Genomic DNA, 14365 nt, shown 5'->3' on the forward strand with positions numbered 1-14365 from the left:
CAATGATAGGATGCAGAGCCTTCGGAGTATGGGGCTCTGTTTTTTTATTGTACTGGAAAGTGTGAACACATTGTGCCGGTGCGAGTTGCGTGTGGGCCAAATGTAATCGAAAAACCGACTACATTGCGCCGGATGATACTGTGCGGACCAAATGTAATCGAAAAACCGATCACATTGCGCCAGATGATACTGTGCGGACCGAATGTAATCGAAAAACCGACTACATTGCGCCGGATGGTGCTGTTCGGGCCAAATGTAATCGAAAAACCGACTACATTGCGCCGGAAGATACTGTGCGGACCAAATGTAGGCGAAAAACCGAATACATTGCGCCAGATGATGCTGTGCGGACCAAATGTAATCGAAAAACCGATCACATTGCGCCAGATGATGCTGTGCGGGCCAGATGTAATCGAAAAACCGATCACATTGCGCTGGATGGTACTGTGCGGGCCAAATGTAATCGAAAAACCGATCACATTGCGCTGGATGATACTGTGCGGACCAAATGTAATCGAAAAACCGACTACATTGCGCCGGATGATGCTTTGCGGGCCAAATGCAATCGAAAAACCGATCACATTGCGCTGGATGATACTGTGCGGGCCAAATGTAGGCGAAAAACCGAATACAATGTGCCGAGGCGGACGTAAGCGGGCTGCCTAAAGACAACATTGCTGTGTTCACTTGTTATCCTTCCCCCCGCCCCTTGCATTCCCTCCACATAAGGGTTATCATAGACAAATGAAGTCTGTAATTGCGGACATAGTCCATAGGTAAGGTGGAATAAGACATGAAGTACTCCAAAGCAACGAACTACGCCCTGCACACGATGCTGTTCCTGGTGGCGCACACTCCCGATAAGCCGATGGGCGTGCAGCAGCTTGCCGAGCGGCAGAATGTATCGCCAACGTATTTATCCAAGATTCTGACCAAGCTGGTCAAGGCTGGGCTTATCGAGTCTGCATCCGGTGCGAATGGCGGGTATCGTCTGCGGCGCAAGGGGAACGAAATCTCGTTCCTGGATATCATCCATGCCATTGAAGGCACAGCGTCGCTGTTTGACTGCGCCCTGGACCATCCCAGCGAGTGTCTGATTCAGCAGGAGATGGTCAAGGCCGAAGGGCAGATGGAAGACTATTTGCGTAACAAAATGATGTCCGAGCTTGCCGGGAAAATGCTGTCCATGCATTAAGCTATGGCATCTTGCTGCGTCAAACTGTGTGCTGCTATTTCCCGCTGCAACGGATACCGTCCCTTCAGGGGCGGTATAGCCGTTGCAACTTAGCGGGTATTATAGATATTCAAAATCTTTTAAGTCTGTGTAATTGTATTGCAGTTAAGACAATCAAGACACTCAGGAGAGGATGAATTAGTAATGAATAACGGATTATTCGATGCAAGCGTATGGGAGAAGGCCTGGAAGGAAGATCCCAAGGCAATGGCCAACAAGTTCAAGGCGATGGGCATGAACCCGCACACGAGCTTCGATCATAAAGCGCAGGTGTTCAATGAAGAGGTATTCAGCAGTGCCGGGCGGGACCGGAGTGAGCGGATTATCGGCTGGATGGAAGGCCAGGGTGTGGATTTTAACGGGTTGACTGTTCTCGATGTGGGGGCGGCTTCGGGCGGGTTCACGGTTCCTTTTATCGAGCGGGGGGCCAAGGTTACAGCAGTAGAGCCTAATGTTCCCTTGGCGGAGCTGTTCCTGAAGAACACGGCCGGAGCGGCTACGGGACAGGTGGAGCTGGTGCATGAAGCATTCGAGAATATCGACATTGCCGCGCGGGGCTGGCTGAATGCCTTCGATCTGGTCTTCGTGTCCATGTGTCCTGCGGTCTTCGACTGGGAGAGCACGGAGAAGGTGATCAGTTGTGCCCGGAAATACTGTTATATCAGCACCTCGGCAGGTGTGCAGGAGCATAGCCTGATGAATGAAGTATTGCCGCTGCTGACGGGCCGGGAGGTTCATGCAGAGTCCTCGGATATGGCTTATCTGACTCAATTATTATATTTGAAGGGCTATTCCTATGAGACGATCATTACCCGCGAAGCGAAAAGCAAGGAGCTATCACTGGAGGCAGCAGCCGCAGAGGTGATGGAGATGCTGCCGCTGCATCATCTGGACGGGGGAGAGGCTACCCGCAAGGCAGTTACGGATTATCTGCACACGGCATACCCGCAGCAGCAAGTCGTTGTCCGCCAAGGCGGACGGTTCGGCAAGGTGCTGATCAAGCTGCAGGACCTGAATATGTACAGCCGGGCCGTTGCCGGAACGTCCGGGAAATCTGCCGATTCTGTGAAGCGTTGAACCGGAGCACGCCATCCCCTGCACATGAGATTGTCTTTCCCGGGAAAGATGCTATCATAGAGAATAGGTCCCTGCGCGGGATCTATTTTCTTATATGGGAGGACTGAGGGCTATGAGCAGGAACAAGCGTATTTTCGAGCATGACCTGATGAAGAAGGTAGGTGAAATCTACTATGAGCCATAGTCTCAGAACAGTTTCCTTACGCGAGGAGCTGGTGCAGCAGCTGGTCTATCTCGATGAGCATAAATTCTCCATTCTGGACAGGGGAACATGGGAGTCCCCGGCTGAGCGGGCAGAGGTACAGGCGATGATCAAGCGTTATCAGGAGACGGTGGAGCGGATTCTGTCCGGTGACAACGATGCGCTAGAGCGTTCTATGGTGCTGGTCGGGTCCCGGGTGTCGCTGCGGATCGGCCAGGAGACGCTTGATGAGCCGTACCGGATTGTCATCCCCGGTGAAGCCGAGCTGGATGAATTCTGCATCTCACTCTGGTCGCCCATGGGCAGAGGGCTGATTCTGGCATGCCCGGGAGAGACGGTAACGATTCAGACTCCGTTCGGCAGCGATGAAGTCTTGATTCTTGATAATCGGTACGAGTGAAGCAGATTGCTGACAAAAGAGGCGTCCCTGATCATCCTGCGATGATGGGGGACGCCTCTTTGCCTTAGACCATGCTGCTGCGGCCAGGAGCTATAGTTCTTCGATTTCCTGCAGCCAGAGCGCGGCGGAAGCATCGCTTGGCATGCGCCAGTCGCCGCGCGGCGAGAGGCTGACCGTACCGACCTTCGGTCCGTCCGGCAGGCAGGAGCGCTTGAACTGCTGGGTGAAGAAGCGGGTGACGAACACCTTCAGCCAGGCGGTTAGCTGCTCCTTAGGATAGGCTTCGCCGAAGGCGTGCTGGGCGAGATAGAGCATTTTGCCGGGAGAAGCGCCTGTACGCAGCATGTAATACAGGAAGAAGTCATGCACAATGTAAGGGCCCAGAATATTCTCGGTCAGCTGGACAATCTCTCCGGTTGCCGAAGGCGGCAGCAGCTCCGGGCTGATTCCGGTCTCGATAATGCTGTAGAGATACTTGCTCACCGTCTCGTGTGCTTCGTGGTCCGCATACCAGGCGACAACATACTGGATCAGCGTCTTCGGAATGCCCGAATTCACGCTGTACATCGACATATGGTCGCCGTTATAGGTACACCAGCCCAGCGCCAGCTCGGACAGGTCGCCCGTGCCGATGACAATCCCGCCGTTCTTGTTGGCGAGGTCCATCAGAATCTGGGTACGCTCGCGGGCTTGTACGTTCTCGTATGTCAGGTCATGCACCTCGGGGTCGTGGCCGATGTCCGCGAAATGCTGGAGGCAGGCCGCCTTGATGTCAACGACCTTCATCGAGGCGCCGAGTGCCTTGATCAAGCCTACCGCGTTGTCGTACGTGCGGCTGGTCGTGCCGAAGCCCGGCATTGTGACCGCCAGCACATCACTGGCCGGACGCCCGAGCAGCTCCATAGCCCGCACGGCAACCAGCAGCGCAAGCGTAGAGTCGAGGCCGCCGGAGATGCCGATCACAGCCTGCTTGGTGCCGATGTGGCGGATGCGCTTCATCAGACCGGAGGTCTGGATCGAGAGAATCTCCTGGCAGCGTTCGTCCCGCTGGAGCGGATTGCCCGGCACGAACGGGTTGACGCCTACGCTTCGTTTCAGCTCCCGCCGGGTGCTGCTGCTGAGCGGCGCAGCGTAGAGAATCTCGCGGTAATTGCGTCCGCCCTTGCCGGCCCGGAACGTTCCCATCACGGTGCGGGAATACTGCAGCCGCGGCAGGTCAATGTCGGCGGTAATCATCCGGCTCTCGTGGGTGAAGCGTTCCGATTCGGCCAGCAGCTGGCCGTTCTCCGCGATCAGCGAATGTCCGCCGAAGACAACGTCTGTTGTCGACTCGCCGGTATTACAGCTGGCATAGACATAACCGGCCACACAGGAGGCAGACTGACTGCCGACCAGCTGGCGGCGGTAATCAGCCTTGCCGACCAGCTCGTTGCTGGCCGACGGGTTGAACAGCAGCGTGGCCCCGGCCTGGGCCAGCAGGCTGCTTGGCGGCACCGGCACCCAGAGATCCTCGCAGATCTCCACACCGAACGACAGGTTCCCGTCACTCTCACAGGCAAAAATCAGATCATTGCCCACCGGCACCGCCGATCCGCCGATCCGCAGCTCGGTCACCTCCAGCTCCTCGGCTCCGGCGAACCAGCGCGGCTCATAGAATTCGCTGTAGCCGGGAATGCAGGTCTTGACCACAATCCCGAGAATCCGGCCCTGCTGGAGGACAGCGGCACAGTTAAACAGCCTGCTCTTGATGGAGACCGGCAGACCGGCAATGACAATCATCCGGTGCTCTGCCGTTGCGGCTGTAATCCGCAGCAGCGCCTGCATCGCGGATTCCAGCAGCCGGGGCTGGAGGAACAGGTCCGCACAGCTGTAGCCGGTGATGCACAGCTCCGGGAGTACCAGGTACTCCACCTCCTGGGTGCTGGCTGTATTGATGGCTTCAATTATCTGGTCTGCATTGAATACGCAGTCGGCCACCCGGAGCTCCGGGGAAGCGGCGGCGACTCTTGCGAATCCGTAATTCTGCATTCATTTCACCTGTCCTTTACCTGTCCATTATAGAAGTAGACTATCTAATAATTGTACCCATGAAATGGCATTGGTAACAAGCAGGGATTATCACAAGCGCTTCCATTTGTCTTCTCGCGGGTATAAACTAAACAGGGATGAAACAGCCAGCTATGATGAATGAGCGATAGAAGAGGAAGGGAGCAACCCGCTATGCCATTAGCAGGACCAGAATTAGTCGAAGAAATCCGCAGCACAGAGGTGCCTTACGGCTGCCTGGCGGTCTGGTTTCTCGGACAAGCCAGCGTTATTGTCAAGGGCGCAGATGTAACCGTATATATTGACCCGTATGTATCACCGAATCCGGACCGCAGCTTCCCGCCGCCGGTTGCACCGGCAGATATTAAGAATATGGAGGTCTGCCTGATTACCCACGACCATTCGGATCATCTGGATGAGGAGGCCCTGCCCGTGCTTGCCGGGCTGAATCCGCAGGCGCAGTTCATGGCTCCGGCGGTCTGCCTGGAGCGTCTGCAGGAGCTGGGCATCGGCAAGGAGCGCCTCACCGCTGCCCTGCCCGGTCAGGAGGCAGAGCCCGCACAAGGCTTGAAGGTATATCCGGTGGCAGCGGCGCATGAGCAAATGGACCGCGATGAACAGGGCAATCCCAAGTATGTCGGCTACATTCTGGAGCTGAACGGGGTCACGCTGTATCATGCCGGGGACACCGTGCTGTTCCCTGAGCTGATTGAGGAGGTAGGCAGCCGGAAGATCGATCTGGCGCTGCTGCCAATTAATGGACGCGATTATTACCGGGGAAGCCGCAATATCGTCGGCAATATGAATTACCGGGAAGCGGCGGAGTTCGCGGCGACCTCAGGCTTTGAGACTGTGGTGCCGCTGCATTATGACCTGTTCGCCGGCAACGCCGAGAATCCGGGCTATTTCGTGGATCACCTCTACCGCCACTTCCCGGAGCAGAAGTTCCATATGATGGCCAGAGCGGAACGGTTCGTGTACGTGTCAGCGCAGGCTTTTAAGCGTGAACGTTAAGACTTATTGTGAATCCGCAGGGTAGAGCAGGGAGACCTGATACTTGGCAAGGAACTCGATCCATTCCTCAGACGGCCGCTGATCGGTGACGATATAATCGACCTTGTCGAAGCTGAAGAGCCGGATGAAGGCGATCCGGTCGAACTTGGAATGGTCAGCCAGCAGGACCACCTTGCTCGCCTGCTGCTGCATCAGCACCTTAAGCTCGGTCTCCGCCTCGTTGGAATCACAGAGTCCGCCGTTCATGGAGAGTGCCTTGCAGCTGAAAATAGCCACATCCACATTATATTTCAGGATGGTCTGCGAGGCCGTAGGCCCTACGAAAGAGCTGGTCTCCGGCCCGAGCAGGCCCCCCGTGGAGATGAGCTTTTGCCCGGAATGCTGGAATTCTGACAATACCGCCAGGGAATTGGTGATGATGGTCAGATTTTTTTTGTCCTCGACGATTCTCCGCAAGCCTTCAAAAGCCGTTGTGCTGGTGTCCGTCATCACACTGTCCCCGTCATTAATCAGCTCCAGCAGCCTTGCCGCAATCATCCGCTTCGCTTCAATGTTGACCTGATGCCTGTGCGAGTAAGAGGGGTCCTCGTTGGTGTGGACGTTCAGAATCGCCCCGCCGTAATTCTTCTTGGCAATGCCCTCCTTGTCCAGCCGGTCGAGATCGCGCCGGATCGTCTCCTCCGATACACCGAATTTCTGCGCCAGATCCGCAACGTGAACCTTCTTATGCCTGTAGAGCTCATTAATGACCAGATCCCGCCGTTCAAAAGCCTTCATATCATGCCCACCCTTACGTTATGTAGTTGTATACAGTTTACTATAATCTGCTGCCTAACATAAATCCCACAATCACAAACAATTCCACAGTTCATCGAAATTATATCACATAAAACCACACAAAAACCAAATTTGAAGTGTGGAATAGTGTTGACTTTGCAGGTAAGTGATTCTATGATGTAGAGGAAATGGAAAGCTTGCGGCGAAAGACAAGAGGGTGCAGACCGCAGAGGCTGTATTTGGTAGCGCTTACTAATCGGAGCTATAGCTCCAGTGTAATGTTCTCATACTATCAACTTACCATTCGGGGAGGAACAGCAGTGACAGCAAATTATCCGAAGATTGGAATCCGGCCGACAATTGATGGCAGAAGACGCGGGGTGCGCGAATCGCTGGAGGCGCAGACGATGGGCATGGCGCAGCGCGTGGCGGCATTTTTGCAGGAGAATGTAAGGTATCCTGATGGCTCTCAGGTGGAATGTATCATTGCCGATTCTACGATTGGCGGCGTGAAGGAGGCTGCGGCGGCGGCGCAGAAGTTCGCGGGTGCAGGTGTAGGCGTATCCATTACAGTCACCCCGTGCTGGTGCTATGGATCGGAAACGATGGATATGGATGCGACAATCCCGCATGCGGTATGGGGTTTCAACGGAACGGAGCGCCCCGGGGCGGTATATCTGGCGGCAGTTCTGTCTGCTTATGCGCAAAAAGGCATTCCGGCCTTCGGCATCTACGGAGAGGATGTCCAGGAATCCAGCAGCGAGGAGATCCCGGCGGATGTTCAGGTGAAGCTGCTGCAGTTCGCGAAGTCCGCGCTGGCGGCTGCTCTGATGAAGGGGAAGTCCTATCTGTCGATGGGCTCCGTGTCGATGGGAATCGCCGGTTCTATTGTGAACGAGCAGTTCTTCCAGGAATATCTCGGCATGCGCAATGAATATATCGATATGTCCGAATTTGTACGCAGATTTGAGGAAGGGATCTATGATCCCGAGGAGTTCACGCGGGCGCTGGCCTGGGTGAAGGATAACTGCCGTGTGGGGGCGGATAATAACCCGCAGCATCTGCAGCTCAGTGAGGACGTTAAGGAAGAGCAGTGGGAGACAGTTGTCAAAATGACGCTGATTGCCCGTGATCTCATGACCGGCAATCCGCAGCTTGCAAAGCTTGGCTTCGAAGAAGAAGCGAGTGGTCACAATGCCCTGCTGGGCGGCTTCCAGGGCCAGCGGCAATGGACCGACCATTTCCCGAACGGCGACTTCATGGAGACGATTCTGAACTCCTCGTTCGATTGGAACGGCAGACGGGCGCCTTATATCGTCGCCACTGAGAATGACAGCCTGAACGGGGTGACCATGCTGTTCAATTACCTGCTGACGAATACGGCGCAGATCTTTGCTGATGTGCGCACCTTCTGGAGTCCGGCTGCCGTGAAGCGTGTGACCGGGTATGAGCTGGAGGGAGCAGCGGCAGGCGGCCTGCTGCATCTGATTAATTCCGGTTCGGCAGCGCTGGATGGCACCGGCGAGCAGAGTATTGACGGCAAGCCGGCGATCAAGCCGTTCTGGGACATCACGGATGAAGAGGCGGCGGCCTGTATCGCGCAGACCCAGTTCCGTCCGGCTTCCCAGGAATATTTCCGAGGAGGCGGCTTCTCGACGGATTACCTCACCCGTGGCGGTATGCCGGTCACCATGGCCCGGCTCAATCTGGTCAAGGGTCTGGGACCTGTACTGCAGCTGGTGGAAGGCTACACGGTGGAGCTGCCGGGAGAGGTGCATGACACGCTCGACCAGCGGACGGACCCTACTTGGCCGACAACCTGGTTCGCACCTAAGCTGACCGGCAAGGGCTCGTTCCAGTCTGTCTACGATGTGATGAACAATTGGGGCGCCAATCACGGGGCGATCAGCTACGGGCATATCGGTGCGGATCTCATTACGCTGGCCTCGATCCTGCGGATTCCGGTCAGTATGCATAACGTGGAAGAATCGCGGATTTTCCGCCCGCGCGTCTGGTCGCTGTTCGGCACAGAGAATCTGGAGAGTGCCGATTACAGAGCCTGCCGCAACTTTGGCCCGCTCTACTAATCCTCCAGGTGAAGAGGTGGGAAGATGATAGAGACGAAGACGCAAGTGATGGAGGTAACCGGTAACCAAGGAATCCGGCTGCTGGCCATCGACCTGGGAGCCAGTTCCGGCAGAGTGCTGCTGGGAAGCTACAGGGACGGGAAGGTGACGGTGGAGGAGATTCACCGCTTCCCTAACGGACCGGTAGAGGTCAACGGACATTTGCACTGGGATGTGCAGCGGCTGCTTGAGGAGATCAAGCAAGGGATTGCAGCGGCTGCGGCAAAGTATGGCCCTCTGCGCTCTCTGAGCGTGGATACCTGGGGAGTCGACTATGGCCTGCTGGATGAGCAGGGCGGGCTGCTGGACGCTCCGCATCATTACAGGGATCAGCGGATGGCAGACATCGCTTCAGTGCTGGAGGCTGCGCTGCCTCCGGCAGAGCAATTCAAGCTGACGGGCAACCAGTCGAGCCCGATTAATACGGTGTATCAATTGTTTGCCGATCTTATGGCGAAGCCGGAGCTGCGGACAACTGCCAGACAGCTCCTGATGATGCCGGATCTGTTCCATTATATGCTCAGCGGCGTGGCCGTGGCCGAGCAGACCATCTGGAGCACCAGCGGCCTGCTGAATCCGCAGTCCACAGCGCCTTCAGCCGAAGTGCTGCGCAGGCTGGAGCTGCCGGTTACGCTTGTGCCCCGGCTGGTTCCGGCAGGCACGGTGCTGGGGGAGCTCCGGCCCGCGCTCCAGGAAGAGCTGGGCAGCGGTCCGCTTAAGATCATCGCCGGAGCCTCGCATGATACGGCTTCGGCCGTGGCGTCCATTCCTTACGGCGGCTTCGGCTCTAGCTACGCTGAGTCCAGCAATGCCGATTCTCGTTGCGCTGATCCTGGCATTAGCGATCCAGACCGGATCGACGGATTCAGCGATCCGCTGCCATCCGCTGCATTCATCAGCTGCGGAACCTGGTCGCTGGTCGGCCTGGAGACAGCGGAGCCCGTATTAAGCGATGCCGCCCGGGCCAGCGGCTTCACCAACGAGAGCTGCTTCGGCGGCACGAACCGGCTGCTGAAGAATATCACCGGCCTCTGGCTGCTCCAGGAGACCCAGCGGAGCTGGGCTGAAGCGGGGGAACCGCTGAGCCATCAGGAAGCCGCCGAGCTGGCCGGGCAGCTGGACCGGCCGGGTGCATGCATCGCCATGCTGGACCCGAACGATCCGCTCTTCAGCACGCCGGGCGATATGCCGCTGCGGATTGAATCCTACTGCATCCGCACCGGACAGCCGGTGCCGCAGACCCGGGCGGAGATCATCCGCTCGATTCTGGAGAGTCTGGCCCGGTCTTACGCGGATACGATCCGCGAGCTGGAGGCACTCACCGGCCGTCCGGTGCGCTGCATTCACATGGTCGGCGGCGGCATTCAGAACAAGCTGCTGTGCCAGCTGACGGCGGATGCCACCGGCAAAGAGGTTATTGCCGGACCGGTAGAAGCGAGCGCGATCGGCAACCTTTTGGTGCAATTGACGGCGCTCGGTGCTGTCGATCCCGCAGAGGTCCGAAGGGTGGCAGCCCGGTCCTGCTCAACGCTCCGGTACCAGCCGTCTTTAACACATCAGAACTGATAAGCTTCATACAGTAATCAACTAGCAATCAACTAGCAATCAACTAGCAATCAACTAGCAATCAACTAGCAATCAAGTAGCATTCAAGGGGGCAATTATGAATAATCACGAAGAAGAATTACGGCGCCTAATCTGTGATATCGGCCGGAATCTGTTCAACAAGGATTTCATCGCGGCCAATGACGGCAATATCTCCGCCCGCCTGTCGGCCACCGAGGTCATTACTTCGCCCACCGGAGTCAGCAAAGGCTATCTGCAGCCGCATATGCTGGTCAAAGTCAATCTGCAGGGAGAGATACTGAATGCAGCGGAGGGCTACCGGCCGTCCACGGAAGTGAAGATGCACCTGAAGATCTACAACGAGCTGCCGGAGATGGGCGGGGTGGTGCATGCGCATCCGCCGTATGCTACCGCTTTTGCCATCAAGGGTGAAGCGCTGGACAAAATGATGATGCCGGAATCCGTCATTGCCATGGGGGACATTCCACTGGCGGTATACGGGACGCCTTCGACCGATGAGATCCCGGATTCGCTGACTCCCTTCCTGGGCAAGAAGACCGCTGTGCTGCTGGAGAGCCACGGGGCCCTGACCTGGGGCAAGGATGTAATGGCTGCTTATATGAACATGGAGCGGCTTGAGTATACGGCGAAGCTGACCTTCCTGACCCGCATGATCGGGGGAGAGCGCGAGCTGCCGCCGCACCGGATTGAGGAGCTGGTGGCGCTGAGATCATTCTACGGGATGTAAGGAAGACGGGAGGAGATAAGAATATGCTCAAAAAAATACCCAAACTGCTCTCCCCCGAGCTCGTCCGCACCCTGATGGAGATGGGCCACGGGGATGAGCTGGTGCTGGCGGATGCTAATTATCCGGGACATGCGCTGCATTCCCGGGTGCTGCGGGCTGACGGGATCGGTATCCCCTTGCTGCTTGACGCCATCCTGGAGCTGCTACCGCTGGATCATTATGCTCCGGCTCAGGCGGCCTTCATGGCTGTAGTGGAGGGAGACCCCACAGTCCCTGTGATATGGGACACGTACAAGGAGATTCTCACCCGGCATGATCCTGCGGTGCAGGTGGAGTATGAAGAGCGTTTTGACTTCTATGACCGCTCCAAGCACAGCTACGCCATTCTGATTACAGGGGAAGAGGCGCTCTACGGGAATATTATTCTCAAAAAAGGTGTGATTTCCCCCGAGGCCGGGGAATAGCAGCCTCAAGCAACAGACCGCCCGGTTAACTATGGGCGGTCTTATTGCTATACCTAGAGCGCGCTGTTTAAGCGCGCTGCTTAGTGGAGCGCTCGTTTAGAGCAAATACCCTCAAATAACTCAAATGTTGCAAGTTATGCAACTTGGCTACCCCGAAACCGGGGCTTGCCAGAGGATTGTTGCAGGAAATGCAGGAATGTGCAGGCCAGGATGCTTAGTGAGAGGAGGATTCCTGCCTTTTGTGCAACAATTCCAGCTATGAGTGTGTAAGTTGGGGGAGAAGCTGCAATTTGTGCAAGATTACCCTCATCAAGTACCCAACATCCATCTGCAGAGCACTTTTGTTAAACCTCGTTATACATTCTCCGCAGGTATTGCGCGCTGGCCTTGAGATGTTCCTCTGGAGTGCTCTCCAGCAGGCCCTGGATATGCGGGCGCTTATATTTCATGTAGCGGAGCAGCGGGGCGAAGTTCAGCATCCCTTGTCCGGCAGGAACGATGTCGATGGTGCCGTTCTTGACTGTGAAATCCTTCAGATGCAGAACCGCGATCCGGTCTCCGAGGAGCTCCAGCGCTTCTGCCACAATCTGCTCCTGCTGAAGGTAATTCTCTGGGGTCATCAGATTCGCGGCATCCAGTATAATTTGCAGGTTATTGGACGCCACGGTATCCAGCAGACGCCGGGCTAACGGGGCCGTGTAGAGCGGGTGGTTGACGCCTGCCTCGATGCCTACAGTTACTCCGAAGCGTTCGGCCTCAGCAACCATGGCACTGACGGAGTCAATCACTTGTTCAAAAGCCTCCTCCGTGAAGTTATCCGGTGTATACCCCTGACCCACACTGCCGGTCTCTGTCCCTACCAGACTTGCGCCGAAGTCACGGGCCAGCCGCAGATGAGTGTTGAAGTCGCTCAGCGCCTGCGTGCGCTTGGCAGGGTCAGCATCAATAATGTTCACATAACAGCCAAGGACAGCAATCTTGATACCTGCTTGTCTGAAGGCATCGCCATAATAGGCAGCAGTCCCCGGACTCAGTGCGCCAAGCTCAGCCACACTCTCCGGAAAAGATTTATGTAACGCCAACTGAATCGCCGGGAAGCAATGCTCCTTCAGCTTATCTATTAATTGCGGCAGCGGACACCGCTTGAAGTCATGGGCACGGACGCCCAGGTGAAATGGAACGGTCATTAAAATAGGCCCCCTTGTGTTAAAGATACTGGTCTTTCCTGCAAAATGAACTCATCAGCACCAGTTTTATCCCAGTCTGTAAGCTATTTTGCGATAGCTAAACATCTATAGTATTTGGTTTATCTATGGATACAGTCACAAGCGAGCGAATCATTATAATCCCCGATAATGTAGTTAAGAGTAGCTGAATCTCCACTATTTCTAAAAATTCTATAAAGTATGACTGATGGCGTCCAAACCATATTCCCCAAAAGTAATAAGGAATAAATGTAATGACAGCAAGTGCGGTTCCAAATACAAATAAGCCGAAATTAATTTTGAGTTTTCTTTTAGTAAATATTGTATAGATGTGTTTCCATTCAATTATGATTCCAAACAAAAAAAACATGAGACTTCTTTTGATGAAGATTAATTCATTTCCAATATATATACCAGATAACTTATAAATCTTTTCACTATAAAACTTCATCATTACTATTGTTAAACACATCAAAATAAGCGAAGACAACTTAAGTATTTGATTTTTTTTCAATTTATGACCTCCAGTATTTTATAAAAAGAAGGAAAGGTTTATACCTTTCCTTCAATAGTTCACTTAATTAGGAACAAGGTCAAGTGCTTCTTCAAGTAGGACTTTATTTTTCTTGTAAGTTTCTGAATCTGTAGTATAGACAATTTCCCCTTCCTCGTTGGAAACGGTTACAGTATAATTTTCAGCTTTCCAAGTCCCTTGCTTTTTCTTTAGTTGAATTTCTTCCCATTCTTTAAAATCCTCTTTTTGCTCTTCTAAGTTTGCAGCATTATTCTCTGTAAATGTATTCTTGTTTGTTGATACGGAGCTACCTAATAATTGAACATTTCCAGTTGACCCTACCTCTGGACTTAGTCCGTTAAATAAATCTGAAGTTGGAGTGGATAGCCCCGAAATGAAATGATAATTCTTATTGATAAAATAATACTCAGGAGTCCAGTAATACCAGTTAGCTGGACTAGCTTTATATTTCCAGTCAAGATATACCCGTATTCTCTTATCGGGAGTCAGCCATCCCATTCCTAATTGAGAATTTCCAAAAATAATTGTAGTATCAATTGTTCCATCAGATTGATATGCATGATTGACTGTCATGTTAGCTTTAGTATCACTGTCGCTCCTATAATAAATATCATCGAGTGAAACATATGAATTTTTATACCCAATAGTATAATAATAAGCGTAAGTGTTTGAGTTATGATTGTTTTCAATATATAAGTATGATCCAGCAATAGAATTGGTACCAAGTCCTACCGTATTTCCAAAAGTCATGTTGACTAAAGTCCTGGGGCCAGAAACTTCTGTGTTAAATGTTTTTAATGAAGAGTTGTAGTTATAAGAGCTTGAATAATAAATTCCATTACTATCTTGAGGGCTGATAGCGCTTACATGACTTCCACCCAGCAATGACAAACTTAACAAAGAACTTAAAAATAAACGTTTCGGCTTAACTGACATTCAATTACCTCCTAGATATATATTTGGTTCAAATA

The 14365-nt window shown here is 53.9% G+C and carries 14 protein-coding genes; 8 read left to right on the top strand and 6 right to left on the bottom strand.

All coding sequences use genetic code 11. The features are described 5' to 3' along the window. Positions 1-44: 44 nt before the first annotated feature. Positions 45-581 (bottom strand): hypothetical protein, encoded by a 537-nt coding sequence (locus tag MHH78_RS12765; protein WP_341167624.1) that lies wholly within the window; start codon positions 579-581, stop codon positions 45-47. A 212-nt stretch (positions 582-793) separates the two neighbouring features. On the opposite strand from MHH78_RS12765, the gene MHH78_RS12770 reads away from it, so the two are divergent. The 3 genes from MHH78_RS12770 to MHH78_RS12780 all read left to right on the top strand — a co-directional run bounded on the left by MHH78_RS12770 (position 794) and on the right by MHH78_RS12780 (position 2913). Beyond that, entirely contained in the window at positions 794-1195 is a 402-nt protein-coding gene (locus MHH78_RS12770) for an Rrf2 family transcriptional regulator (RefSeq protein WP_036731737.1), read from the top strand. A 183-nt stretch (positions 1196-1378) separates the two neighbouring features. Further along, positions 1379-2311 carry a class I SAM-dependent methyltransferase gene (locus MHH78_RS12775; RefSeq protein WP_051478586.1) on the top strand — a complete coding sequence of 311 codons (933 nt, stop codon included), beginning with the start codon at positions 1379-1381 and terminating at the stop codon, positions 2309-2311. A 173-nt stretch (positions 2312-2484) separates the two neighbouring features. After that, positions 2485-2913, top strand: a complete 429-nt coding sequence (locus MHH78_RS12780; RefSeq protein ID WP_036731739.1) for a GreA/GreB family elongation factor — start codon at positions 2485-2487, stop codon at positions 2911-2913. Between the two features lie 90 nt (positions 2914-3003). Here the strand turns inward: MHH78_RS12780 and MHH78_RS12785 are convergent, their stop codons facing one another. After that, a complete protein-coding gene (locus MHH78_RS12785; protein ID WP_076079972.1) occupies positions 3004-4941 on the bottom strand; it encodes an NAD(+) synthase in 1938 nt (645 codons plus the stop codon). A gap of 192 nt (positions 4942-5133) precedes the next feature. Here MHH78_RS12785 and MHH78_RS12790 point away from each other — a divergent pair, with 192 nt between their 5' ends. After that, on the top strand, positions 5134-5973 hold the full coding sequence (locus MHH78_RS12790) for an MBL fold metallo-hydrolase (protein WP_341167625.1): 840 nt from the start codon (positions 5134-5136) through the stop codon (positions 5971-5973). A 3-nt stretch (positions 5974-5976) separates the two neighbouring features. Here MHH78_RS12790 and MHH78_RS12795 read toward each other — a convergent pair whose 3' ends face one another. Continuing rightward, complete coding sequence (locus tag MHH78_RS12795; protein ID WP_340939381.1) at positions 5977-6750, bottom strand: DeoR/GlpR family DNA-binding transcription regulator; 774 nt, start codon at positions 6748-6750, stop codon at positions 5977-5979. A gap of 278 nt (positions 6751-7028) precedes the next feature. Here MHH78_RS12795 and MHH78_RS12800 point away from each other — a divergent pair, with 278 nt between their 5' ends. The 4 genes from MHH78_RS12800 (at position 7029) to fucU (ending at position 11654) form a co-directional block, all read left to right on the top strand. Then, positions 7029-8837, top strand: a complete 1809-nt coding sequence (locus tag MHH78_RS12800) for an L-fucose isomerase (protein WP_341170326.1) — start codon at positions 7029-7031, stop codon at positions 8835-8837. A 24-nt stretch (positions 8838-8861) separates the two neighbouring features. Next, a complete protein-coding gene (locus MHH78_RS12805; RefSeq protein WP_341167626.1) occupies positions 8862-10442 on the top strand; it encodes a rhamnulokinase in 1581 nt (526 codons plus the stop codon). A gap of 97 nt (positions 10443-10539) precedes the next feature. After that, positions 10540-11190, top strand: a complete 651-nt coding sequence (locus MHH78_RS12810; RefSeq protein WP_340993636.1) for a class II aldolase/adducin family protein — start codon at positions 10540-10542, stop codon at positions 11188-11190. 23 nt (positions 11191-11213) lie between these two features. Beyond that, the gene (fucU, locus tag MHH78_RS12815; protein WP_340939384.1) at positions 11214-11654 is read left to right on the top strand and encodes an L-fucose mutarotase; all 441 of its coding nucleotides are present in this window, start codon (positions 11214-11216) and stop codon (positions 11652-11654) included. A gap of 344 nt (positions 11655-11998) precedes the next feature. Here fucU and MHH78_RS12820 read toward each other — a convergent pair whose 3' ends face one another. From MHH78_RS12820 to MHH78_RS12830, 3 genes are all read right to left on the bottom strand, one after another. Then, positions 11999-12841 (bottom strand): sugar phosphate isomerase/epimerase family protein, encoded by an 843-nt coding sequence (locus MHH78_RS12820; protein WP_341167627.1) that lies wholly within the window; start codon positions 12839-12841, stop codon positions 11999-12001. A 97-nt stretch (positions 12842-12938) separates the two neighbouring features. After that, positions 12939-13373: a hypothetical protein gene (locus MHH78_RS12825; RefSeq protein WP_341167628.1), complete on the bottom strand. Its 435-nt coding sequence runs from the start codon at positions 13371-13373 to the stop codon at positions 12939-12941. Positions 13374-13436: 63 nt separating this feature from the next. After that, entirely contained in the window at positions 13437-14330 is an 894-nt protein-coding gene (locus tag MHH78_RS12830) for a hypothetical protein (protein ID WP_341167629.1), read from the bottom strand. Positions 14331-14365: the final 35 nt, after the last annotated feature.

Source organism: Paenibacillus sp. FSL H3-0333 (assembly GCF_038002805.1).
GTDB classification, from domain to species: Bacteria; Bacillota; Bacilli; order Paenibacillales; family Paenibacillaceae; genus Paenibacillus_AQ; species Paenibacillus_AQ silagei.

Coding starts and splice junctions, on each gene's coding strand:
- MHH78_RS12770 (WP_036731737.1), top strand. CDS start 794: ATGAAGTACTCCAAAGCAACGAACTACGCCCTGCACACGATGCTGTTC.
- MHH78_RS12775 (WP_051478586.1), top strand. CDS start 1,379: ATGAATAACGGATTATTCGATGCAAGCGTATGGGAGAAGGCCTGGAAG.
- MHH78_RS12780 (WP_036731739.1), top strand. CDS start 2,485: ATGAGCCATAGTCTCAGAACAGTTTCCTTACGCGAGGAGCTGGTGCAG.
- MHH78_RS12785 (WP_076079972.1), bottom strand. CDS start 4,941: ATGCAGAATTACGGATTCGCAAGAGTCGCCGCCGCTTCCCCGGAGCTC.
- MHH78_RS12790 (WP_341167625.1), top strand. CDS start 5,134: ATGCCATTAGCAGGACCAGAATTAGTCGAAGAAATCCGCAGCACAGAG.
- MHH78_RS12795 (WP_340939381.1), bottom strand. CDS start 6,750: ATGAAGGCTTTTGAACGGCGGGATCTGGTCATTAATGAGCTCTACAGG.
- MHH78_RS12800 (WP_341170326.1), top strand. CDS start 7,029: ATGTTCTCATACTATCAACTTACCATTCGGGGAGGAACAGCAGTGACA.
- MHH78_RS12805 (WP_341167626.1), top strand. CDS start 8,862: ATGATAGAGACGAAGACGCAAGTGATGGAGGTAACCGGTAACCAAGGA.
- MHH78_RS12810 (WP_340993636.1), top strand. CDS start 10,540: ATGAATAATCACGAAGAAGAATTACGGCGCCTAATCTGTGATATCGGC.
- fucU (WP_340939384.1), top strand. CDS start 11,214: ATGCTCAAAAAAATACCCAAACTGCTCTCCCCCGAGCTCGTCCGCACC.
- MHH78_RS12820 (WP_341167627.1), bottom strand. CDS start 12,841: ATGACCGTTCCATTTCACCTGGGCGTCCGTGCCCATGACTTCAAGCGG.
- MHH78_RS12830 (WP_341167629.1), bottom strand. CDS start 14,330: ATGTCAGTTAAGCCGAAACGTTTATTTTTAAGTTCTTTGTTAAGTTTG.